The organism is Streptomyces sp. 1114.5 (genome assembly GCF_003635085.1).
In the GTDB taxonomy this organism is placed as follows: domain Bacteria; phylum Actinomycetota; class Actinomycetes; order Streptomycetales; family Streptomycetaceae; genus Kitasatospora.
On record NZ_RBXE01000001.1, the window covers coordinates 748,191 to 770,389 of the forward strand.

19 protein-coding genes are annotated in these 22,199 nt (G+C 71.2%); 1 reads left to right on the forward strand and 18 read right to left on the reverse strand.

Annotated features, from left to right (window positions below; all coding sequences use genetic code 11):
• Positions 1 to 6: 6 nt before the first annotated feature.
• Entirely contained in the window at positions 7 to 303 is a 297-nt protein-coding gene (locus tag BX285_RS03185; RefSeq protein ID WP_097236571.1) for a type VII secretion target, read from the reverse strand.
• A 192-nt stretch (positions 304 to 495) separates the two neighbouring features.
• Here BX285_RS03185 and BX285_RS03190 point away from each other — a divergent pair, with 192 nt between their 5' ends.
• Entirely contained in the window at positions 496 to 876 is a 381-nt protein-coding gene (locus BX285_RS03190; protein ID WP_121174421.1) for a VOC family protein, read from the forward strand.
• Positions 877 to 1,002: 126 nt separating this feature from the next.
• Here the strand turns inward: BX285_RS03190 and BX285_RS03195 are convergent, their stop codons facing one another.
• The 17 genes from BX285_RS03195 to BX285_RS03275 all read right to left on the reverse strand — a co-directional run bounded on the left by BX285_RS03195 (position 1,003) and on the right by BX285_RS03275 (position 22,106).
• Positions 1,003 to 2,058 carry a 2-oxoacid:ferredoxin oxidoreductase subunit beta gene (locus BX285_RS03195; protein WP_097236573.1) on the reverse strand — a complete coding sequence of 352 codons (1,056 nt, stop codon included), beginning with the start codon at positions 2,056 to 2,058 and terminating at the stop codon, positions 1,003 to 1,005.
• A complete protein-coding gene (locus BX285_RS03200; RefSeq protein ID WP_097236574.1) occupies positions 2,055 to 4,061 on the reverse strand; it encodes a 2-oxoacid:acceptor oxidoreductase subunit alpha in 2,007 nt (668 codons plus the stop codon). The genes BX285_RS03195 and BX285_RS03200 overlap by 4 nt, the downstream gene beginning before the upstream one ends.
• A 222-nt stretch (positions 4,062 to 4,283) precedes the next feature.
• On the reverse strand, positions 4,284 to 4,946 hold the full coding sequence (locus BX285_RS03205; RefSeq protein ID WP_030060117.1) for a response regulator transcription factor: 663 nt from the start codon (positions 4,944 to 4,946) through the stop codon (positions 4,284 to 4,286).
• Positions 4,947 to 5,063: 117 nt separating this feature from the next.
• Positions 5,064 to 6,074 carry a polyprenyl synthetase family protein gene (locus BX285_RS03210; RefSeq protein ID WP_097240049.1) on the reverse strand — a complete coding sequence of 337 codons (1,011 nt, stop codon included), beginning with the start codon at positions 6,072 to 6,074 and terminating at the stop codon, positions 5,064 to 5,066.
• A gap of 243 nt (positions 6,075 to 6,317) precedes the next feature.
• Positions 6,318 to 7,955, reverse strand: a complete 1,638-nt coding sequence (nuoN, locus tag BX285_RS03215; protein WP_097236575.1) for an NADH-quinone oxidoreductase subunit NuoN — start codon at positions 7,953 to 7,955, stop codon at positions 6,318 to 6,320.
• Entirely contained in the window at positions 7,952 to 9,601 is a 1,650-nt protein-coding gene (locus BX285_RS03220) for an NADH-quinone oxidoreductase subunit M (RefSeq protein ID WP_121174422.1), read from the reverse strand. The genes nuoN and BX285_RS03220 overlap by 4 nt, the downstream gene beginning before the upstream one ends.
• A 55-nt stretch (positions 9,602 to 9,656) precedes the next feature.
• A complete protein-coding gene (gene nuoL / locus BX285_RS03225; RefSeq protein ID WP_121174423.1) occupies positions 9,657 to 11,552 on the reverse strand; it encodes an NADH-quinone oxidoreductase subunit L in 1,896 nt (631 codons plus the stop codon).
• 14 nt (positions 11,553 to 11,566) lie between these two features.
• A complete protein-coding gene (gene nuoK, locus BX285_RS03230) occupies positions 11,567 to 11,866 on the reverse strand; it encodes an NADH-quinone oxidoreductase subunit NuoK (protein ID WP_030060110.1) in 300 nt (99 codons plus the stop codon).
• The gene (locus BX285_RS03235; RefSeq protein ID WP_097236578.1) at positions 11,863 to 12,747 is read right to left on the reverse strand and encodes an NADH-quinone oxidoreductase subunit J; all 885 of its coding nucleotides are present in this window, start codon (positions 12,745 to 12,747) and stop codon (positions 11,863 to 11,865) included. Before BX285_RS03235 ends, nuoK begins: the two co-directional genes overlap by 4 nt.
• On the reverse strand, positions 12,744 to 13,427 hold the full coding sequence (nuoI, locus tag BX285_RS03240; RefSeq protein WP_259470419.1) for an NADH-quinone oxidoreductase subunit NuoI: 684 nt from the start codon (positions 13,425 to 13,427) through the stop codon (positions 12,744 to 12,746). Before nuoI ends, BX285_RS03235 begins: the two co-directional genes overlap by 4 nt.
• 6 nt (positions 13,428 to 13,433) lie before the next feature.
• Complete coding sequence (gene nuoH, locus BX285_RS03245) at positions 13,434 to 14,765, reverse strand: NADH-quinone oxidoreductase subunit NuoH (protein WP_097236579.1); 1,332 nt, start codon at positions 14,763 to 14,765, stop codon at positions 13,434 to 13,436.
• On the reverse strand, positions 14,762 to 17,347 hold the full coding sequence (locus BX285_RS03250; RefSeq protein WP_121174424.1) for an NADH-quinone oxidoreductase subunit G: 2,586 nt from the start codon (positions 17,345 to 17,347) through the stop codon (positions 14,762 to 14,764). Before BX285_RS03250 ends, nuoH begins: the two co-directional genes overlap by 4 nt.
• Complete coding sequence (gene nuoF, locus BX285_RS03255; RefSeq protein WP_097236581.1) at positions 17,344 to 18,705, reverse strand: NADH-quinone oxidoreductase subunit NuoF; 1,362 nt, start codon at positions 18,703 to 18,705, stop codon at positions 17,344 to 17,346. Before nuoF ends, BX285_RS03250 begins: the two co-directional genes overlap by 4 nt.
• On the reverse strand, positions 18,705 to 19,484 hold the full coding sequence (gene nuoE, locus BX285_RS03260) for an NADH-quinone oxidoreductase subunit NuoE (RefSeq protein WP_121177204.1): 780 nt from the start codon (positions 19,482 to 19,484) through the stop codon (positions 18,705 to 18,707). The genes nuoF and nuoE overlap by 1 nt, the downstream gene beginning before the upstream one ends.
• A 17-nt stretch (positions 19,485 to 19,501) precedes the next feature.
• Positions 19,502 to 20,842 (reverse strand): NADH-quinone oxidoreductase subunit D, encoded by a 1,341-nt coding sequence (locus BX285_RS03265; RefSeq protein ID WP_121174425.1) that lies wholly within the window; start codon positions 20,840 to 20,842, stop codon positions 19,502 to 19,504.
• Positions 20,842 to 21,555, reverse strand: coding sequence for an NADH-quinone oxidoreductase subunit C (locus tag BX285_RS03270; RefSeq protein ID WP_121174426.1), 714 nt, complete (start codon positions 21,553 to 21,555; stop codon positions 20,842 to 20,844). Before BX285_RS03270 ends, BX285_RS03265 begins: the two co-directional genes overlap by 1 nt.
• Positions 21,552 to 22,106 carry an NADH-quinone oxidoreductase subunit B family protein gene (locus BX285_RS03275; protein WP_097236584.1) on the reverse strand — a complete coding sequence of 185 codons (555 nt, stop codon included), beginning with the start codon at positions 22,104 to 22,106 and terminating at the stop codon, positions 21,552 to 21,554. Before BX285_RS03275 ends, BX285_RS03270 begins: the two co-directional genes overlap by 4 nt.
• Between the last annotated feature and the right edge of the window lie 93 nt (positions 22,107 to 22,199).

Below are 22,199 nucleotides of genomic sequence, written 5' to 3' on the forward strand. Positions count from 1 at the left end.
GTTGCGCTACTGGAGGGCCCCGGCGTTCCCGCTCTCGGTCCTGCCGTAGTTCTCGGCGGCCTTGCGGAGCGACTCCTCGTCCGTTCCGAGGGCGGTGCGGATCTTCTCCACCCCTTGTGTCCACGCCGTCACCACGGCGGCCAGCTGCCCGGCCACCTGCCAGCCCCCCAGGGCCGTCCCGGCGGTCCCCGAGGCGGTACCGGCGGTCTGGACGGGCGCGGCCAGACCGGTGGCGATAGACGAGGCGTTTGCCGCCGAGGCCCTCAACTGCTCGGGCGAGACCTCGAATCCGGCGTCCGACATCGGATCGACCCCCCAATGCTCGATGCGATGCCCCGACCCTAGCCGCGCCGTGCGGTTCGCCGCCGGACTTTCTCGAACACGGGCGCGATCGGCCGCCGGATTCCCCTGGCAAGATTCTCCGTACTATGTATAGTGTACTGCGTACGGGATAACCACCCGGCTGTCCCGGCTGCCGACGAGAGGGCTCTCACCTTGCAGATCACCAAGACCACCGTCGCCCTGACCGTCGAGGACGTCACCGCCTCCGCCGCCTTCCTCAAGCGGCACTTCGGCTACCGCGAGGAGATGTCGGCCGACGGCTTCGTCTCGCTCGGGCACCCGGGCGGCGGGGTGAACGTCGTCTACCTGCGGCGCGGGCTGGAGGTGCTGCCCGAGGAGCAGCGGCACCGCACCGCGGACGGGGTGCTGCTGGCGTTCGTCGTGGCGGACATCGCCGCCGAGGAGCGACGGCTGCGCGGCGAGGGGGTGGCCGTCACCCTGCCACTGCGCGAGGAGCCCTGGGGCGAGAAGCTGTTCCAGGTCGCCGACCCGAACGGGGTCGTGATCGAACTGGTCGAGTGGGTCGAGCAGTGACACCAGTCGACGGGCCGTAGCCTCGACGACGAGCAGTAGCTGCAAGGACGGACAGCAGCCGCAACGGCCGAGCGCCCCTCGTCCGGACCTGGACGAGGGGCGCTCCGCCGTGTGCCGACCCGGCGGTCAGTCGACCGTCCAGGTGTCGTTGCCGGCGAGCAGCGTGGCCAGGTCGCCCGGGCCGCGGTGGGCGGTGGCGGTGGCCAGCTGGCTCGCCATCAGCTCGTCGTAGACGGGCCGCTCCACGCTGCGCAGCACGCCGATCGGCGTGTGGTGCAGGGTGTCCGCGTCGGCGATCCGGGTGAGCGCGAAGGCGGCGGCCGGGCCGGCCGCATGGGCGTCGTGGACGAGCAGGTCCGCCTCGTTCTCCGGGGTGACCGGTGCGGTGAACAGTTCGCCGTCCGGGCCGCGGAAGACGCCGCCGGAGCCGTCCGCGCCGTAGCGGATCGGCTGCCCGTGCTCCAGCCGGATCAGCGCCTCGTCGCGGGTGCCGGGCTCCTTCAGCACCTCGAAGGCGCCGTCGTTGAAGATGTTGCAGTTCTGGTAGATCTCCACCAGCGCCGTGCCCTGGTGCTCGGCCGCCGCCCGCAGCACCGACTGCAGGTGCTGGCGGTCGGAGTCGATGGTGCGCGCGACGAAGGTGGCCTCGGCGCCGATCGCCAGTGAGAGCGGGTTGAACGGCGCGTCCAGCGAGCCCATCGGCGTGGACTTGGTGATCTTGCCGAGTTCACTGGTCGGTGAGTACTGGCCCTTGGTGAGGCCGTAGATACGGTTGTTGAACAACAGGATCTTGAGATTGACGTTCCGCCGCAGGGCGTGGATCAGATGGTTGCCGCCGATCGACAGTGCGTCGCCGTCACCGGTCACCACCCACACGCTGAGGTCCTGGCGCGAACTCGCCAGCCCGGTCGCGATCGCCGGCGCCCGCCCGTGGATCGAGTGCACTCCATAGGTGTTCATGTAGTACGGGAAGCGCGAGGAACAGCCGATGCCCGAGACGAACACCGTGTTCTCGCGCTTGATGCCCAGCTCCGGCATGAAGGACTGCACCGCCGCCAGGATCGCGTAGTCCCCGCAGCCGGGGCACCAGCGCACCTCCTGGTCGGTCTTGAAATCCCGTGCGCTCTGCGGCGCTTCGGCCTTCGGCACCAGCCGCAGGGACGGGAAGCCGTTCTCACTCATCGGTGGTCCTCCTCGTCCAGGGTGCCGATCGCGGCCCACAGCACGTCCGCCAACTGCGCCGCCTTGAACGGCAGTCCGCGCACCTGGTTGTAGGACTCGGCGTCCACCAGGTACTTCGCCCGGAGCAGCAGGGCGAGCTGCCCCAGGTTCATCTCGGGCACGATGACCTTCTCGTAACTCCTCAGCACCGCACCCAGGTTGGCCGGGAAGGGGTTGAGGTTGCGCAGGTGCGCCTGGGCGACCTCGCCGCCGTCCGCGCGCACCCGGCGCACCGCCGCGGTGATCGGCCCGTACGTCGAGCCCCAGCCGAGGACCAGCACGCGGGCGTCCCCGGTCGGGTCGTCCACCTCGACCGGCTTCACGGTGATGCCGTCGACCTTGGCCTGCCGGGTGCGGACCATGAAGTCGTGGTTGGCCGGGTCGTAGGAGATGTTCCCGGTGCCGTCCTGCTTCTCGATGCCGCCGATCCGGTGTTCCAGACCGGGCGTGCCGGGCAGCGCCCAGGGCCTGGCCAGCGTCCGCGGATCCCGCAGGTACGGCCAGAAGGCGCCGTCCTCGCGGTTCGGTCCGGTGGCGAACTGCGGGTCGATCTCGGGGAGTTCGTCGACGCCGGGGATCCGCCAGGGCTCCGAGCCGTTGGCCAGGTACCCGTCGGAGAGCAGGAAGACCGGGGTGCGGTAGGTAACCGCGATCCGGGCCGCCTCCAGTGCCGCGTCGAAGCACTCCGCGGGCGTGGCCGGGGCGACGATCGGCACCGGCGCCTCGCCGTTGCGGCCGAACATCGCCTGCAGCAGGTCCGCCTGCTCGGTCTTGGTCGGCAGGCCGGTGGAGGGGCCGCCGCGCTGGATGTCCACGACCAGCAGCGGCAGTTCGAGCGAGACCGCCAGGCCGATCGTCTCGCTCTTGAGCGCGACGCCGGGCCCGGAGGTGGTGGTGACGCCGAGCGCCCCGCCGAAGGCCGCGCCGAGCGCCGCGCCGATGCCGGCGATCTCGTCCTCGGCCTGGAAGGTGCGCACGCCGAAGTTCTTGTGCTTGCTCAGCTCGTGCAGGATGTCCGAGGCCGGGGTGATCGGGTACGAGCCCAGGTACAACGGCAGTCCGGAGCGCTGCGCGGCGGCGATCAGCCCGTAGGAGAGGGCGAGGTTGCCGGAGATGTTGCGGTAGCGGCCGGCCGGGAGCTTGGCCGGCGGCACCTCGTAGGAGACCGCGAAGGACTCGGTGGTCTCGCCGAAGTTCCAGCCCGCCCGGAACGCCTGGATGTTCGCCTCGGCGATCTGCGGCTTCTTCGCGAACTTGCTGCGCAGGAACGACTCCGTTCCGTGCGTGGGCCGGTGGTACATCCAGGACAGCAGGCCCAGGGCGAACATGTTCTTCGCCCGCTCCGCGTCCTTGCGCGCCAGGCCGCTGTCCTTGAGCGCCTCCAGGGTCAGCGTGGTCAGCGGCACCTTGTGCAGGTGGAAGCCGTCCAGCGAGCCGTCGCCCAGCGGGTCCGCCGGGTAGCCGACCTTGGCCAGCGCGCGCTTGGTGAACTCGTCGGTGTTGACGATGATCTCGGCGCCGCGCGGCAGGTCCGGCACGTTCGCCTTCAGTGCGGCCGGGTTCATCGCGACCAGCACGTTCGGCGCGTCACCCGGGGTCAGGATGTCATGGTCGGCGAAGTGCAGCTGGAAGGACGACACGCCCGGCAGGGTGCCGGCGGGGGCCCGGATCTCGGCGGGGAAGTTCGGCAGCGTGGACAGGTCGTTGCCGAAGGACGCCGTCTCCGAGGTGAACCGGTCACCGGTGAGCTGCATGCCGTCACCGGAGTCCCCGGCGAAACGGATGATGACCCGGTCGAGTCTGCGGATCGGCTTGGCGCGCCCGGGTGGCGCGCCGCCCGGGGCGGGCGGGTCGGCGGGTGTGGTCGGACCGGGGCGCGGTTCGCCGCCCCCGGCCCGGACCTGGGCGCCGTCCTGGCCGTCCGAGCCGTCCACTGCCTCTGACTGATCGACCTGACTGGTCACTGCCGCGGACCTCCTCGACGGCACACCACCGCGGGCGCGGCCCCGTGCCCCGTCCGCCTGGTGCACCTCCCGCATCCTATGCGGGTGGAGTCGGCCTGGGACGGAACTCCCGCATGCGGCGGGAAATCACCGGCCTGCGTCCGTACCGCACGTGAGGGAGAACGTCCGTCCGCCGGAGATCATTCCGCGGCCGGGGGCCGGGTGGGACGGCTGGGACAGGTGCTAGGAGTTGAGGTAGGTCAGCACGGCCAGCACCCGCCGGTGGTCCTCCGGGCTCTGGGCCAGGCCCAACTTGAGGAAGATGTTGCTGACGTGCTTCTCCACCGCGCCGTCGGAGACCACCAGCTGCTTGGCCACCGCGGCGTTGGTGCGGCCCTCGGCCATCAGCCCGAGCACCTCGCGCTCCCGCGGCGTGAGATTGGCCAGAACATCACCCTTGCGGCTGCGGCTGAGCAACTGCTGCACCACCTCCGGGTCCAGCGCCGTACCGCCGTCGGCGACCCGGACGACCGCGTCGGCGAACTCGCGCACCTCGGCGACCCGGTCCTTGAGCAGGTAGCCGACGCCCCGGGTGGATCCGGCCAGCAGCTCCGAGGCGTAACGTTCCTCCACGAACTGCGACAGCACCAACACGTTCAGCTGCGGGTAGCGGCCGCGCAGCTCGACGCAGGCGCGCAGGCCCTCGTCGGTGTGGGTCGGCGGCATCCGCACGTCGGAGACCACGACGTCGGGCAGCGCGTCGGCCGCGGCCAGGTCGTGGATGGTCTTCACCAGGGCCTCGCCGTCCCCGACGCCCGCGACGACCTCCAGGCCGCGATCGGTGAGCAGCCGGGTCAGTCCCTCCCGCAGCAGTACGGAGTCCTCGGCGATGACGACGCGACGCATGGCGACCTTCCGGCTGTGGCGAGCTCGGGTGAGCTCCGGCGAGCTGACGGGAGCCAGTCTCCCCCATCCGAACCGGCCGGACGCCCGCCGCGGCACCCGCGGCGGGCGGCCCGGCCGTCAGACGGTGCGGATCGCCACCGCGTCGCAGAGCCCTTCCAGGGCGGCCTTCGCCGGGCAGTCCGGCAGCGGGGCGAGCAGCGCCCGGGCCTCCTCGGCCCGGCGCAGGGTCTCGGCGCGGGCGCGCTCCAGCGCCGGGTGGGCGCGCATCAGGCGCAGCGCCTCGGCGTGCAGCGCATCGTCCGAGAGGTCCTGGGAGAGCAGTTCGCGCAGGCGGGCGTCGTCCGGGTCCGCCGGGTCGGCCGGCATCTGCTGCAGCAGCAGGGTCGGCAGGGTCGGCACGCCCTCGCGCAGGTCGGTGCCGGGGGTCTTGCCGGACTCGTGGCCGTCGCTGGAGATGTCGAGCACGTCGTCGGCCAGCTGGAAGGCGATGCCGATCCGCTCGCCGAACTCGCCGAGGGTGTCCACCAGCTCGGGCCCGGCGCCGGCCGTCAGCGCTCCCATCCGGCAGGAGACGGCGATCAGCGAGCCGGTCTTGCCCTCCAGGACGTCCAGGTAGTGCAGGAGCGGGTCCATCTCCGGGCCGGGGCCGCGGGTCTCCAGGATCTGGCCGGTGACCAGCCGCTCGAAGGCCTCGGCCTGCATCCGCACGGCCTCCGGGCCGAGGTCGGCCAGCACCTGGGAGGCGCGGGAGAACAGGAAGTCGCCGGTGAGGATGGCGACCGAGTTGTCCCAGCGGGAGTTGGCGCTCGGGGTTCCGCGGCGCACCGGGGCCTCGTCCATGACGTCGTCGTGGTACAGCGTGGCCAGGTGGGTCAGCTCGACGACCACCGCGGCCGGCACCACGCCGGGCGCCCCCGGGTCGCCGAACTGGGCGGCGAGCAGCAGGAGCAGCGGACGGAAGCGCTTGCCGCCGGCTTCGAGGAGGTGACTGGCGGTGACGGTGATGAACGGGACGTCGCTCTTGACGGCCTCGCCGAGCGCCGCCTCCACCGCTTCAAGTCCGGCCTGGACGTCCCGGGTCAGGTCGCGGTCCTGCACGCTGAGCCCGAAGGGTTCCACGACGGTCACGAAGACCACTCCTCTGTCCCTGGTCGATCTAGCGGCCTGGTCCCTGAGTGCCGCCGCTGGCCATACAGGCAGGGTATCCGGTCGCGAGTGGATCACTGCACGGGCGTGCGGATCCTGTCATGATCGGGCCGGACGCCCTGGTCAGGGCAGCTGCGCGGGTCGTCCGGCGGTGCGGGCCGATCCGGACGGATATAAGGGCGGGGGAGCCTTCCGAACTCCCCCGCCCCGGCTCCTCGGAAAGGGTCAGCGCACGAACAGCGAGGCCTTGGAGGCCAGGTCGAGGAAGTACTGCGGCAGCAGACCGAGACCGAGCGTCACCAGCACCCCGACCCCGATCGCGGTCGCCGTGAAGGCGCTCGGGATCGCCACCGTCGGCCCGCCCGGCTGCGGGTCCGAGAAGAACATCAGCACGATGACCCGGATGTAGAAGAACGCGGCCACCGCCGAACTGAGCACACCGACGATCACCAGCGGGATCGCCCCGCCGCTCGCCGCCGCCTGGAAGACCGCGAACTTCCCGGTGAAGCCTGAGGTCAGCGGGATCCCGGCGAAGGCCAGCAGGAAGAGTGCGAACACCGCCGCCACCAGCGGCGAGCGCCGCCCGAGCCCGGCCCAGCTGGACAAGTGGGTGGCCTCGCCCTTGGAGTCGCGCACCAGGGTGACCACGGCGAACGCGCCGAGCGTCACGAAGGAGTACGCCAGCAGGTAGAACAACACCGAGGAGATGCCCTGCTTGTTGACGGCGATCACGCCGGTCAGGATGAACCCGGCGTGCGCGATCGACGAGTAGGCCAGCAGCCGCTTCACGTCCTGCTGCGTCACCGCCAGCACCGCGCCCACCACCATGGTGAGGATCGCAACCCCCCACATCACCGGCCGCCAGTCCAGCCGCAGGCCGGGGAAGGCCACGTAGAACAGCCGCAGGAAGGCGCCGAAGGCCGCGACCTTGGTGGCCGCCGCCATGAAACCGGTCACCGGGGTGGGCGCGCCCTGGTAGACGTCCGGGGTCCAGGAGTGGAAGGGCACCGCGGCGACCTTGAACAGCAGGCCGACCGCCAGCATCGCCAGGCCGGTCAGCACCAGCACGTCGCTCTGGGTGGTGCTCAGCTGCGCGGGGGTGGTCATCGCCTTGCCGGAGATGACGTCCCCGATGTCGCCGAGCTTCACGCTGCCCGCGTAGCCGTACAGCAGCGCGGTGCCGAACAGGAAGAACGCCGAGGCGAAGGCACCGAGCAGGAAGTACTTGACGGCCGCCTCCTGGGAGAGCAGCCGGCGGCGCCGGGCCAGCGCGCACAGCAGGTACAGCGGCAGCGAGAAGACCTCCAGCGCCACGAACATCGTCAGCAGGTCGTTGGCGGCGGGGAACAGCAGCATCCCGCCGACCGCGAACATGGTGAGCGGGAAGACCTCGCTGGTGGCGAAGCCGGCCCGGAGCGCGGCCCGCTCCTGCTCGCCGCCGGGGGTGGCGGCGGCCTGGGCGGCGAAGGCGTCGGCCGGCCGTCCACCGGCCCTGGGCTCCAGCTTCCGCTCGGCGTAGGTGAGCACCGCGACCACCGCGGCCAGCAGGATCACGCCCTGCAGGAACAGCGCCGGGCCGTCCAGCGCCACCGACTCCATGGCCAGCAGGTCGATCCTGGTGAAGCCGTGGCTCTGCACGGCCAGCACCACCACCGCCGCGAAGGCGCCGACCAGCCCGGCCAGGGCGAGCGTCACCTGTGTCCAGTGCCGGAACCGGCGGGGCACGAAGGCCTCCACCAGGATGCCGGCCACGGCGGCGCCGAACACCACGAGCATCGGGGAGAGTTGGCCGTACTCGATGTGCGGCGCCGGGATGCTGGGGGTGTTGCCGCCGGCGGCGGCGAGCACTGCGGTCGCGCTCACTTCTGCTCACCTCCTGAGGTGGCGGCGACCGGGTGGGCCGGCGCCGGGTCGGTCTCGTGGACCTGCGACAGCGTCGCGTTCACCGAGGGGTTGACCAGGTCGGTGAGCGGCTTGGGGTAGACGCCGAGCAGGATGGTCAGCGCCACCAGCGGGGCGACCACGGCGAGTTCGCGGGCCTTGAGGTCGGGCATCGTCCGGACCCCGTCCTTCACCGGGCCGGTCATGGTGCGCTGGTACAGCAGCAGGGCGTACAGCGCGGCCAGCACGATGCCGAAGGTCGCCACGATCCCGATCGCCGGGTAGCGGGTGAAGGTGCCCACCAGCACCAGGAACTCGCTGACGAAGGGGGCGAGGCCGGGCAGCGACAGGGTCGCCAGGCTGCCGATCAGGAACGTCCCGGCGAGCACCGGGGCGACCTTCTGCACGCCGCCGTAGTCGGCGATCAGCCGCGAACCGCGGCGGGAGATCAGGAAGCCGGCCACCAGCATCCACGCGGCGGTGGAGAGGCCGTGGTTGACCATGTAGAGGGTCGCGCCGCTCTGCCCCTGGCTGGTCAGGGCGAAGATGCCCATGATGATGAAGCCGAAGTGCGAGATCGAGGCGTAGGCGACCAGCCGCTTGATGTCCTTCTGGCCGATCGCCAGCAGCGCGCCGTAGACGATCCCGATCAGCGCCAGGACCAGGATCGCCGGGGCGAAGGTCTTCGAGGCGTGCGGGAACAGTCCGAGGCAGAAGCGCAGCATCGCGAAGGTGCCGACCTTGTCCACCACGGCGGTGATCAGCACCGCGGTGCCGGCGGTGGCCTCGCCCATCGCGTTCGGCAGCCAGGTGTGCAGCGGCCACAGCGGGGCCTTGACCGCGAAGGCGAAGAAGAAGCCGAGGAACAGCGCCTTCTCGGCGGTGCCGCTCAGCTGCAGCTTCCCGTCGGCGACGGCCGAGGCCAGGGTCGGCAGGTCGAAGGTGCCGAGGCCCTGGTCCTGCGCAAGCACGTACAGGCCGATCACGGCGGCCAGCATCACCAGGCCGCCGAGCAGGTTGTAGAGCAGGAACTTCACGGCCGCGTAGGAACGTTGCCGCGCCGACTCGGGGCCGCCGGCCCGGTCCCCGAAGCCGCCGATCAGGAAGTACATCGGGATCAGCATGGCTTCGAAGAACACGTAGAACAGGAAGACGTCGGTGGCGTAGAAGGAGACGATCACCATCGCCTCCACCGCCAGGATCAGGGCGAAGAAGCCCTGGGTGCGCCGGCGCCGCTCGAAGGTGTCAGCGGCGAGGGTGCCGTCCGGGTCGGCCGGGCCCGGGTCGGCCGGACTCGGGTCGGCGTCGTGCCAGGAGGCGAGCATCACCATCGGCACCAGGACGGCGGTGAGCAGGGCGAGGACGGCGCCGATGCCGTCCACGCCGAGCGAGAAGGTGATCCCGAAGGAGCGGATCCAGCTGTACGACTCGGTCAGCTGGTAGCGGGCGCCGTGCGGGTCGAACCGCGCCGCCACCACGGCGGCCAGCACCAGCGTGACGGCCGAGACGCCCAGGGCGACGGCCTTGGTGGTGCGGCGCCGGGACTCGGACGACCCGGCCGGCAGGGCGGCGGTCAGCACCGCACCGGCCGCCGGGACGGCACAGGTGACGCTCAGCAGGGCGCTCATGGCCTTCCTCCCCTGCCGGTCGTGGATTCCCCGCGACGAGGGCGAACAACAGTCATCACACGGACCTCATCAGGAGAGTCGTGGCGACCAGCACCAGCGTGCCGCCGAACATGGAGAGCGCGTACGAGCGGACGAAGCCGTTCTGGACCCGTCGCAGCCGGCCGGACAGGCCCCCGATCGCGGCGGCCAGTCCGTTGACGAAGCCGTCCAGGCCGCGGCTGTCGAAGAAGACCAGCGTCGCGGTGAGCGCCGAGCCCGGCCGGACCAGCACGGCGTGGTTGAAGTCGTCCTGCAGCAGGTCGCGGCGGGCGGCCCGGGTGAGCGGGGAGCCGACCGGCGGCACCACCGGGACGGGCGAGCGCCCGTACATCAGGTACGCCAGGGCGACGCCGGCCAGCATGCAGGCCGTGGTCAGCAGGGTGACGGTCAGCGGGGCGAGCGGTGAACTGCCCTCCTCGTGCCCGGTGACCGGCTCCAGCCACTTCAGGAAGGAGTCGTTGAAGGCGAACAGCCCGCCGGCGAAGACCGAGCCGAAGGCCAGCAGGACCATCGGGACGGTCATCGTCTTCGGCGACTCGTGCGGGTGCGGGGCGTTCCCCTCCTCGTCCGGCCTCCAGCGCTTCTCGCCGAAGAAGGTCAGCACCATCACCCGCGTCATGTAGAACGCGGTGACGGCGGCGCCGACCAGCGCGCACAGGCCGAGGATCCAGCCCTCGGTGCCGCCCTTGGCGAAGGCCGCCTCGATGATCTTGTCCTTGGAGAAGAAGCCGGACAGGCCGGGGAAGCCGATGATCGCCAGGTAGCCGAGGCCGAAGGTGGCGAAGGTGACCGGCATGTACCTGCGCAGGCCGCCGTAGTGACGCATGTTCACCTCGTCGTTCATGCCGTGCATGACCGACCCGGCACCGAGGAACAGCCCGGCCTTGAAGAAGCCGTGGGTCACCAGGTGCATGATCGCGAAGGCGTAGCCGATCGGGCCGAGCCCGGCCGCCAGCACCATGTAGCCGATCTGCGACATGGTCGAGCCGGCCAGCGCCTTCTTGATGTCGTCCTTGGCGCAACCGACGATCGCACCGAACAGCAGCGTGACCGTACCGACCACCACCACGGCGGTCTGCGCGTCCGGCGCCAGATCGAAGATCGCCGCGGAGCGGGTGATCAGGTAGACGCCGGCGGTCACCATGGTGGCGGCGTGGATCAGCGCCGACACCGGGGTCGGGCCCTCCATGGCGTCCCCGAGCCAGGACTGCAGCGGCACCTGCGCCGACTTGCCGCAGGCCGCCAGCAGCAGCATCAGGCCGATCGCCGTCAGCTTGCCCTCGCTCGCCTGGTGGGCGCCGCCGAAGACCGGGTCGAAGGCGAAGGAGCCGAACTCGGCGAACATCAGCATGATCGCGATCGACAGGCCCATGTCGCCGACCCGGTTGACGATGAACGCCTTCTTCGCCGCCGTCGCCGCACTCGGCTTGTGCTGCCAGAAGCCGATCAGGAGGTACGAGGCCAGGCCCACGCCCTCCCAACCGAAGTACAGCAGCAGGTAGTTGTCGGCGATCACCAGCAGCAGCATGGCGGCCAGGAACAGGTTCAGGTACGCGAAGAAGCGGCGGCGGCGCTCGTCGTGCGCCATGTAGCCGACCGAGTAGAGGTGGATCAGCGTGCCGACGCCGGTGATCAGCAGGACGAAGGTCATCGACAGCTGATCGAGCCGGAAGGTGAAGTCGGCCTGGAAGCCGTTCACCGGGATCCAGCTGAACAGGTGCTCGGTGGCCGCCCGGTGCTCGGCGTCGCGGCCGAGCATGTCCGAGAACAGCGCCAGGCCGAAGCCGAACGAGAGCGCAGCGAGCGCGGTGGCCAGCCAGTGGCCGTACCGGTCCAGCGCCCGGCCGCCGAGCAGGAGCAGGGCGGCGCCGGCCAGTGGAGCCGCCACCAGCAGCGGAATGAGAGAGTTCACCGAAGGCCCTCCGCCTACAGCTTCATCAGGTTGCTGTCGTCGACCGAAGCGGAGTGCCTGGTCCGGAAGATCGAGACGATGATGGCGAGGCCGACCACGACCTCGGCCGCCGCGACCACCATCGTGAAGAACGCGATGATCTGGCCGTCCAGCGTCCCGTGCAGCCGCGAGAAGGTCACCAGCGCCAGGTTCGAGGCGTTGAGCATCAGCTCCACGCACATGAACAGAACGATCGCGTTGCGCCGGATCAGCACCCCGGCCGCCCCGATGGTGAACAACAGGGCTGCGAGATAGAGGTAGTTGACCGGATTCACTGCTCGCCCTCCTCGGCCTCGTGGTTCGGGACCGGCTCCAGCGACTTGCGCGGACCGGTCACCGCCGGCCGCTCCGAGGACGGACGGCCCAGCCAGTCCGCGGTGCTGTTCTCCAGCTCCGCCATCCGTTGCAGCATCGCCTGGCTGACGTCCCGGATCTGGCCGCGCTCGCGCAGCGTCGCCATCACCGAGTCCTCGGCGACGGTGCCGTCCGGCAGCAGCGCCGGCACGTCCACCGCGTTGTGCCGCGCGTACACGCCCGGCGCCGGCAGCGGCGGCAGCTGGATGTTGTCCTTGACCCGCTGGGCGGCCAGCTCGCGCTGGGTCTTCGGCGGCTTCACGTGCTCGCGGTGGGTCAGCACCATCGCGCCGATCGCCGCGGTGATCAGCAGCGCGCCGGTGACCTCGAAGGCCCACACGTAGCGGGTGAAGATCAGCCTGGCCAGGCCCGGCACGTTGCCCTCGGCGTTCGCCTCGGACAGCCCGGTGAAGTGGTTGAGCTTCGCGTTGGCGATCCCGGCGATCAGCAGCACGCCGAAGCCCAGCCCGCACAGGGCCGCAGCGACCCGCTGGCCCTTCAACTGCTCCTTGAGGGAATCCTCGCTGGTGACGCCGACCAGCATCACCACGAACAGGAAGAGCATCATGATCGCGCCGGTGTAGACCACGATCTGCACCACGCCCAGGAACACCGCACCCTGCGCCATGTAACAGACCGCCAGCGCCAGCATGGTGGCCGCCAGGCAGAGCGCGCTGTGCACGGCCCGGCGCATCAGCACCATGCCGAGCGCGCCGCCGACCGCGATCACCGCGAGCACCCAGAACTGGACGGCCTCACCCGTGGAGGTCGTCCCGGTCGCTTCCGCCAGGTACGAGGTCACGGTCGCGCCTCCTTCTCCCGGTCGGTGCGCTCCTGCTGGACCGTCCCCGGCTCCGCCGCGGTGATCTCGCCCCGGTAGTACGCGCCCTCGTCCGCACCCGGGAAGATCGCGTGCGGGGTGTCGACCATGCCCTCGGACAGGCCCACCAGCAGCTGCTCCTTGGTGAAGATGAGGTCCCGCCGGGAGGAGTCGGCCAGCTCGTACTCGTTGGTCATGGTCAGCGCGCGGGTCGGGCAGGCCTCGATGCACAGCCCGCACAGGATGCAGCGGGCGTAGTTGATCTGGTACACCGCGCCGTAGCGCTCGCCGGGCGAGTAACGCTCGTCGTCCCGGTTGTCCGCGCCCTCCACGTAGATGGCGTCGGCCGGGCACGCCCAGGCGCACAGCTCGCAGCCGACGCACTTCTCCAGGCCGTCCGGGTGCCGGTTCAGCTGGTGGCGGCCGTGGAAGCGCGGAGCGGTGGGCTTCTTCTGCTCCGGGTACTGCTCGGTGAGCCGCTTCTTGAACATGGCCTTGAAGGTCACGCCGAAGCCGGCGGCCGGGCCGAGCACCGACGGCCGGTCGGCCCGCTCGGGCCGCTCGGGCCGGTCCGTGCGGTCGGTACGGCCGGTGCGGCCGCCACGGCCGGTGAGGCTCGTGCGGTCGGACTGGTCGGACTGGTCGGACTGGTCGGACGACATCTCGGTTCAGCTCCCTTCGGAATGGTCGGCCCCGTTGAGGGCGTCCTGGAGTTGCTTCGGGGCGCGGCTGCGCCGGCGGGGCACCGGCGGGAGCTCCTGGCCGGGCAGCGGCGGGACCGGGTAGCCGCCGGCCATCGGGTCGAACTCGCCCTGCGGGGGCGCCTCCTCGACCTCGGGCTGCTTGCGCAGGAAGTCCCGCAGCAGCACCAGCAGCAGCACCACCCCGACCGGGGCGCCCACGTACAGCACCACCTCGCCGAAGCCGTAGCCCTCGTTGCGCAGCGCCCGCACGCTCGCGATCAGCACCAGCCACACCAGCGAGACCGGGATCAGCACCTTCCAGCCCAGCTTCATGAACTGGTCGTAGCGGAACCGGGGCAGCGTGCCGCGCAGCCAGATGAAGAAGAACAGCAGCAGCTGGATCTTCAGCGTGATCCACAGCAGCGGCCACCAGCCGTGGTTGGCGCCCTCCCAGAAGGTCGACACCGGCCACGGCGCCCGCCAGCCGCCCAGGAAGAGGGTCGAGGCCACCGCCGAGACCGTCACCATGTTCACGTACTCGGCCAGCATGAACATCGCGAACTTCAGCGAGGAGTACTCGGTGTTGAAGCCGCCGACCAGCTCGCCCTCGGCCTCGGGCAGGTCGAACGGCGCCCGGTTTGTCTCGCCGACCATCGCGATGACGTACACGATGAAGGACACCGGCAGCAGCGCCGCGAACCAGGTCGGCTGCTGGTGCGCCACGATCTCCGAGGTCGACATCGACCCCGAGTAGATGAACACCGCCGCGAAGGACAGGCCCATCGCGATCTCGTAGCTGATCATCTGCGCGGCCGACCGCAGCCCGCCCAGCAGCGGGTACGTCGACCCGGAGGACCAGCCCGCCAGCACGATGCCGTAGATGCCGATCGAGGCGGTGGCCAGGATGTACAGCAGCGCGACCGGGAAGTCGGTCAACTGCATCGCCGTCCGGGTGCCGAAGATCGACACCTCGTTGCCGGCCGGACCGAAGGGGATCACCGCGAAGGCCATGAACGCGGGGATGGCGCAGACGATCGGGGCCAGGATGTAGACCACCTTGTCCGCGCCCTTGACCACCAGGTCTTCCTTCAGCGCCAGCTTCACGCCGTCCGCCAGCGACTGCAGCATGCCCCACGGGCCGTGCCGGTTCGGCCCGATGCGCAGCTGCATCCAGGCCACCACCTTGCGCTCCCAGACGATCGCCACCAGCACCGTCAGGACCAGGAAGGCGAAGCAGAAGACCGCCTTCAACAGGACCAGCCACCAAGGGTCCTGGCCGAAGAAGTGGAGCGTCTCGTACGGCTGCGGAGTTGTCATCGGTCCTCCCCTTCACCCGCGGTCGACCCGGCCGGGGCCTGCGCCGCCGAGGCCTGTGCCGCCGAGGCCTGTGCCGTCGGAGTTTGTGCCGCCGGGGCCTGCCCTGTCGGCTCGACGGCTGCCTCGACCTCGGCCGCGGCGATCGTCACCAGGTGGCCGACGGTGGTGCCGAGCGTGCGGTGGGCGCCGCCCGGCGTGGAGTTGAGCGGGATCCAGACCGTGCGGTCCGGGATCGAGCCGGTGACCTCCAGCGGCAGGGTCAGCGAGCCGGCCGGGCCGGTCACCCGCAGCGCGGTGGCCGCCTCGGCGCCGATCTCCTTGGCCGTCTCGGCCGAGATCCGCGCCACCGCCCGGTGCCGGGTGCCCGCCAGGTGCGGATCGCCCTGCTGCAGCACGCCGTTGTCCAGCAGCTGACGCCAACCCGCCAGCACCGCCTGGCCTGTGGCCGGACGGGCCAGCACGCCCGGGTGCGCCGCCGGGTCGGCCGCGCGGTCCCCCTCCCAGGGGGTGAAGGCGTCCAGCTCCAGCCGGGCCGCCCGGACGTCCGGCAGGCCCAGCCGGTGCCCCAGCGCGTCCGCCAGCATGGTCAGCACCCGCAGGTCCGACTGCACGTGACGGCCCATCTGCTGGTCCGGCTTGAGCGCCGACTCGAACATCCGCACCCGGCCCTCCCAGTCCAGGAAGGTGCCGGCCTTCTCCGCCACCGCCGCCACCGGCAGCACCACGTCCGCGCGCGCCGTCACCGCGGAGGGCCGCAGCTCCAGCGAGACCACGAACGGCACTGCGGCCAGCGCCTCGTCGGCCAGCGCAGGGTCCGGCAGGTCGTCGAGGTCCACGCCGCCGACCAGCAGCGCGTCCAGCTCGCCGCTCGCCGCGGCCGCCAGGATCCGGTCGGTGTCCCGGCCCGGCCGGGACGGCAGCTCCGCCACGCCCCACGCCGCTGCCGCCTCCGCCCGCGCCGCCGGAGCGGCCACCGGACGGCCGCCGGGCAGCAGGCCCGGCAGCGCGCCGGCCTCCACGGCACCGCGCTCACCCGCCCGGCGCGGCACCCACGCCAGCCGGGCACCGGTCGCGTGCGCCAGCCGCAGCACCGCCGTCAGCGCGCCCGGCACCGCGGCCAGCCGCTCGCCCACCAGGATCACCGCGCCCGGCGTGCGCAGCAGCTCCGCCGCCCGACCCGCGTCGTCGTTCAGCGGCTCGTCCGCCGCCAGCGCCCCGAACCACTCCGGCTCGGTGCCCGGCGCGGCCGGCAACAGCGCTCCGCGCAGCTTGGCCAGGCCCCGGGAACCGAACGCCGCCACCGAGAACACCCGCTGACCGCGGCCGCGGACCGCCTTGCGCAGCCGCAGGAAGACGATCGGCGATTCCTCCTCCGGCTCGAAGCCCGCCAGCAGCACCGCCGGCGCCTGCTCCAGCAGCTCGTACGTCAGGCCGTCGCCGTCCACGTCGACGCCCCGCCCGGCCACGGCCGCGGCCAGGAAGTCCGCCTCCTCGCCACTGTGCGGGCGGGCCCGGAAGTCCACGTCGTTGGTGCCCAGCACCACCCGGGCGAACTTGGCGTACGCGTACGCGTCCTCGACCGTCACCCGGCCGCCCGCCAGCACGCCCGTCCGAGCGCCGCGCAGGCCCTCGGCGGCCCGGGCCAGCGCCTCCGGCCAGGAGGCCGGGACCAGTTCGCCGTCCACCCGCACCAGCGGGGTGGTCAGCCGGTCCCGCTGCTGGGCGTAGCGGAAGGCGAAGCGGCCCTTGTCGCAGTTCCACTCCTCGTTCACCGCCGGGTCCTCGCCCGCCAGCCGGCGCAGCACCTTGCCGCGCCGGTGGTCGGTGCGTTGGGCGCAGCCCGCCGAGCAGTGCTCGCACACGCTGGGCGAGGAGACCAGGTCGAAGGGGCGCGAGCGGAACCGGTAGGCCGCCGAGGTCAGCGCGCCCACCGGGCAGATCTGGATGGTGTTCCCGGAGAAGTAGGACTCGAAGTCGTCCCCCTCGCCGGTGCCGACCTGCTGCAGCGCCCCGCGCTCCACCAGGTCGATGAACGGGTCGCCGGCGATCTGCTGCGAGAAGCGGGTGCAGCGCGCGCACAGCACGCAGCGCTCGCGGTCCAGCAGCACCTGGCTGCTGATCGGCAGCGGCTTCTCGAAGGTGCGCTTCATGCCCTCGAAGCGGGAGTCGGCGGCGCCGCTGGACATCGCCTGGTTCTGCAGCGGGCACTCGCCGCCCTTGTCGCAGACCGGGCAGTCCAGCGGGTGGTTGATCAGCAGCAGCTCCATCACGCCGCGCTGGGCCTTCTCGGCCACCGGCGAGCTGAGCTGGGTGCGCACCACCATGCCCTCGGCGACCGGGATGGTGCAGGAGGCGACCGGCTTGCGCTGGCCCTCGATCTCCACGATGCACTGGCGGCAGGCGCCGGCCGGGTCGAGCAGCGGGTGGTCGCAGAAGCGCGGGATCTGGGTGCCGATGGTCTCGGCCGCCCGGATCACCAACGTCCCCTTGGGGACCTGCACTTCGACGCCGTCGATGGTGAGCGTGACCAGTTCGACCGCGGGCTTGTCTCCCGTGGAGGCGGTGGGCTCTGTGATCGTCACGCGTGCACCTCCCTTTCGGTGGCGGACTGGTGACCGGGGCGGGGGCCGTCGGCCCAGACGGTGGAGGCGGCCGGGTCGAACGGGCAGCGGCGCTCGGCCAGGTGCTGCTCGTACTCGGCCCGGAAGTGCTGGAGCGAGGAGACGATCGGGCTCGCCGCGCCGTCGCCCAGCGCGCAGAAGGACTTGCCGTTGATGTTGTCGGCGATGTCAAGGAGCTTCTCCAGGTCCCCCTCGACGCCGCCGCCCGCCTCGATCCGCTTGAGCAGCTGGACCAGCCAGTAGGTGCCCTCCCGGCAGGGGGTGCACTTGCCGCAGGACTCGTGGGCGTAGAACTCCGTCCAGCGGGTGACGGCCCGCACCACGCAGGTGGTCTCGTCGAAGACCTGCAGAGCCTTGGTGCCGAGCATCGAGCCGGCCGCGCCGACGCCCTCGTAGTCCAGCGGGACGTCGAGGTGCTCCTCGGTGAACATCGGGGTGGAGGAGCCGCCCGGGGTCCAGAACTTCAGCCGGTGCCCGGGGCGGATGCCGCCGCTGAGGTCGAGCAGCTGGCGCAGGGTGATGCCCAGCGGGGCCTCGTACTGGCCGGGGTTGGTGACGTGGCCGGAGAGCGAGTAGAGCGTGAAGCCGGGCGACTTCTCGGTGCCCAGGCCCTTGAACCACTCCTTGCCACGGGCCAGGATCGGCGGCACCGAGGCGATCGACTCGACGTTGTTGACCACCGTCGGGCAGGCGTAGAGGCCGGCGATCGCCGGGAACGGCGGCCGCAGCCTGGGCTGGCCCCGGCGGCCCTCCAGCGAATCCAGCAGCGCCGTCTCCTCGCCGCAGATGTACGCGCCGGCGCCGGCGTGCACGGTGATGTCGAGGTCGATGCCGGAGCCGAGGATGTTCCGGCCGAGCAGGCCCGCCCGGTACGCCTCGGCGACGGCCTCGTGCAGCCGCCGCAGCACCGGGACGACCTCGCCCCGCAGGTAGATGAACGCGTGGTCGCAGCGGATCGCGTAGGAGGCGATGACCATGCCCTCGATGAGCGAGTGCGGGTTGGCGAACAGCAGCGGGATGTCCTTGCAGGTGCCCGGCTCGGACTCGTCCGCGTTCACCACCAGGTAGTGCGGCTTGCCGTCGTTCTGCGGGATGAACTGCCACTTCATCCCGGTGGGGAAGCCGGCGCCGCCGCGGCCGCGCAGGCCGGCGTCCTTGACCAGGGCGATCACGTCGTCCGGGGGCATGGCCAGGGCCGCCTTGAGGCCCTCGTAGCCGTGGTGGCGGCGGTAGGTGTCCAGCGTCCAGGGGCGGCTGTCGTCCCAGGAGTCGGACAGGACGGGGGTGAGCAGCTTCTCGGCCGGCTCGGCGGCGGTCATCACGCCTCGCTCCCTTCCTGGCCGGTGCCCGTGCCCTCGGGGCGGGGCTGATCGTTGCGGGGCTGGTCGCTGCGGGGCGGCTCGTTGCGGGGTGAGACAACCCTGGCTGTGCCGGGCAGCGCCTCGCCGCGGGCCAGCCGCAGGCCGGCCAGGGAGGGCGCGCCGCCGGCGCCGGACTCGTCGTTGGCGCCGGGGCGTTCGTCGGGGAAGCCGGCCAGGATCCGGGCGGTCTCCTTGAAGCCGCACAGCCGGGCGCCGCGGGTGGGCCTGACCTCCCGGCCGGCCCGCAGGTCGTCGACCAGCTGCCGGGCGCTCTCCGGGGTCTGGTTGTCGAAGAACTCCCAGTTGACCATCACCACGGGCGCGTAGTCGCAGGCCGCGTTGCACTCGATGTGCTCGATCGAGATCGCACCGTCCTCGGTGGTCTCGTTGTTGCGGACGCCCAGGTGCTCCTGGAGCTCGTCGAAGATCTGGTCGCCGCCGAGCACCGCGCACAGGGTGTTGGTGCAGACCCCGACGTGGTACTTCCCGGCCGGGCGGCGCCGGTACATGGTGTAGAAGGTCGCGACGGCGGTGACCTCGGCGGTGGTGAGGTCCAACTGCCCGGCGCAGAACCGGATCCCGGTCGGGCTGACGAAGCCCTCCTCGGCCTGCACCAGGTGCAGCAGCGGCAGCAGCGCCGAACGGGCCTGGGGGTAGCGGGCGATCAGCTCGGCGGCGTCGGCGGCCAGCCGGGCGTGCACCTCCTCGGGGTAGGGTGCGGCCGGCAGCGCCGGCAGTCCGAGTTCGACGTTGGTCACCGGTCCACGCCTCCCATCACCGGGTCGATCCCGGCCACCGCGACGATCACGTCGGCGACCTGGCCGCCCTCGCACATCGCCGCCATCGTCTGCAGATTGGTGAACGACGGATCCCGGAAGTGGACCCGGTACGGGCGCGTCCCGCCGTCGCTGACCACGTGCACGCCCAGTTCGCCCTTGGGCGACTCGACCGCCGCGTACGCCTGGCCGACCGGGACCCGGAAGCCCTCGGTGACCAGCTTGAAGTGGTGGATCAGGGCCTCCATCGAGGTGCCCATGATCTTGCGGATGTGGTCGAGCGAGTTGCCCATCCCGTCCGGGCCGACGGCAAGTTGGGCGGGCCAGGCGATCTTCTTGTCCGCCACCATGACCGGGCCCGGGCGCAGCCGGTCCAGGCACTGCTCGACGATCCGCAGGGACTGCTTCATCTCCTCCAGGCGGATCAGGAAGCGGCCGTAGGAGTCGGCGCTGTCGGCGATCGCGACCTCGAAGTCGTAGTCCTCGTACCCGCAGTACGGGTCGGTCTTGCGCAGGTCGTGCGGCAGGCCGGTGGCGCGCAGGATCGGGCCGGTGGCGCCGAGGGCCAGGCAGCCGGGCAGGTCCAGGAAGCCGACGTCGACCAGGCGGGCCTTGAACACCGGGTTGCCGGTGGCGAGTTTGTCGTACTCGTGCATCCGGGAGCGGAAGACCTTGACCGCCTCGCGGATCTGGTCGACGGCGCCGGGCGGCAGGTCCTGGGCGAGGCCGCCGGGGCGCACGTACGCGTGGTTCATGCGCAGGCCGGTGACCAACTCGAAGACGTCCAGGATCAGTTCGCGGTCCCGGAAACCGTAGATCATCAGCGTGGTGGAGCCGATCTCCATGCCGCCGGTGGCCAGGCAGACCAGGTGCGAGGAGATCCGGTTGAGCTCCATCATCATGACGCGGATGACGTTGGCCCGGTCCGGGACGTCGTCGGTGATGCCGAGCAGCTTCTCGACCGCCAGGCAGTAGGCGGTCTCGTTGAACAGCGGGGTCAGGTAGTCCATGCGGGTCACGAAGGTGGTGCCCTGGACCCAGCTGCGGAACTCCATGTTCTTCTCGATGCCGGTGTGGAGGTAGCCGATGCCGCAGCGGGCCTCCTTCACCGTCTCGCCGTCGATCTCCAGGATCAGCCGCAGCACGCCGTGGGTGGACGGGTGCTGGGGGCCCATGTTGACGATGATGCGCTCGTCGTCGGCCCGGCCGACCGCCTCGACCACCTCTCCCCAGTCGCCACCGGTGACGGTGAAGACCCGGCCCTCGGTGGTCTCGCGGGCGTCCGCTTCCTCAGCCTGTTCGTAGTGCCGGGTGTTCATCAGCTGTACGACCTCCGCTGGTCGGGAGCCGGGATCTGGGCGCCCTTGTACTCGACGGGGATGCCGCCGAGCGGGTAGTCCTTGCGCTGTGGGTGGCCCAGCCAGTCGTCCGGCATCATGATCCGGGTGAGCGCCGGGTGGCCGTCGAAGACCAGGCCGAAGAAGTCGTAGACCTCGCGCTCGTGCCAGTCGTTGGTCGGGTAGACGCTCACCACGGAGGGGACGCGCGGATCGGCGTCGGGCGCGGTGACCTCCAGCCGGACCAGCCGGCCGTGGGTGATCGAGCGCAGGTGGTAGACCGCGTGCAGCTCACGGCCCTTGTCGCCGGGGTAGTGCACGCCGCTCACGCCCAGGCAGAGTTCGAAGCGCAGCGCCGGGTCGTCACGAAGGACGCGGACGGTCTGCAGGAGGTGGGCGCGGTCGACGTGGAAGGTGAGCTCGCCCCGGTCGACCACGGTCTTCTCGATCACCTCGGCCGGGTCCAGCCCCTGCTCCTCCAGGGCGCCCTCCAGCTCGTCGGCGACCTCGTCGAACCAACCGCCGTACGGGCGTTCGCTCGCGCCGGGCAGCACGATCGGGGCGGCCAGGCCGCCGAACCCGGAGGTGTCGCCGCTGCCCTGGGCGCCGAACATGCCCTGGCGGCGGCCGACCACCTCGACCGGGATCTCGCGGACCGGCCGCTCGCGGCGGGTCTCGGGCACCTGCTCGTTCATCGCAGCTGCCCCCGCATCTCGCTGATCGGGGTGGCCTGGAGGGCCAGCGCCTCGCCGAGTTCCTCGGCCCGGCGCCGGTTCGCTCCCAGCGGCTCGTGCCGGATCTTGTCGTGCAGCTTCAGGATGGCGTCCATCAGCATCTCCGGACGGGGCGGACAACCGGGCAGGTAGATGTCCACCGGGACGATGTGGTCGACGCCCTGCACGATCGCGTAGTTGTTGAACATCCCGCCGGAGGAGGCGCAGACGCCCATCGAGATGACCCACTTGGGATTGGGCATCTGGTCGTACACCTGGCGCAGCACCGGGGCCATCTTCTGGCTCACCCGACCCGCCACGATCATCAGATCGGCCTGCCGGGGTGAGCCCCGGAAGACCTCCATACCGAACCGGGCCAGGTCGTAGCGGCCGGCACCGGTGGTCATCATCTCGATCGCGCAGCAGGCCAGACCGAAGGTGGCCGGGAAGAGTGACGCCTTGCGCACCCAGCCGGCGGCCGTCTCCACGGTCGTGAGCAGAAAGCCGCTCGGCAGCTTCTCCTCGATTCCCATCAGATCCCTCTCAATGCCCTCAAGTCCTCTGGTACGTCCGACCCGTCCGGGGCTTCGTTCGCTTGTCCGCTCGTTCACAAGGCCGACGGCGGT

What these genes read in the sequence shown, in the direction of transcription:
- BX285_RS03185 (WP_097236571.1), bottom strand. Translation starts at nt 303, where the DNA reads ATGTCGGACGCCGGATTCGAGGTCTCGCCCGAGCAGTTGAGGGCCTCG.
- BX285_RS03195 (WP_097236573.1), bottom strand. Translation starts at nt 2,058, where the DNA reads ATGAGTGAGAACGGCTTCCCGTCCCTGCGGCTGGTGCCGAAGGCCGAA.
- BX285_RS03205 (WP_030060117.1), bottom strand. Translation starts at nt 4,946, where the DNA reads ATGCGTCGCGTCGTCATCGCCGAGGACTCCGTACTGCTGCGGGAGGGA.
- BX285_RS03220 (WP_121174422.1), bottom strand. Translation starts at nt 9,601, where the DNA reads ATGAGCGCCCTGCTGAGCGTCACCTGTGCCGTCCCGGCGGCCGGTGCG.
- nuoI (WP_259470419.1), bottom strand. Translation starts at nt 13,427, where the DNA reads ATGTCGTCCGACCAGTCCGACCAGTCCGACCAGTCCGACCGCACGAGC.
- nuoH (WP_097236579.1), bottom strand. Translation starts at nt 14,765, where the DNA reads ATGACAACTCCGCAGCCGTACGAGACGCTCCACTTCTTCGGCCAGGAC.
- nuoF (WP_097236581.1), bottom strand. Translation starts at nt 18,705, where the DNA reads ATGACCGCCGCCGAGCCGGCCGAGAAGCTGCTCACCCCCGTCCTGTCC.
- BX285_RS03265 (WP_121174425.1), bottom strand. Translation starts at nt 20,842, where the DNA reads ATGAACACCCGGCACTACGAACAGGCTGAGGAAGCGGACGCCCGCGAG.
- BX285_RS03270 (WP_121174426.1), bottom strand. Translation starts at nt 21,555, where the DNA reads ATGAACGAGCAGGTGCCCGAGACCCGCCGCGAGCGGCCGGTCCGCGAG.
- BX285_RS03275 (WP_097236584.1), bottom strand. Translation starts at nt 22,106, where the DNA reads ATGGGAATCGAGGAGAAGCTGCCGAGCGGCTTTCTGCTCACGACCGTG.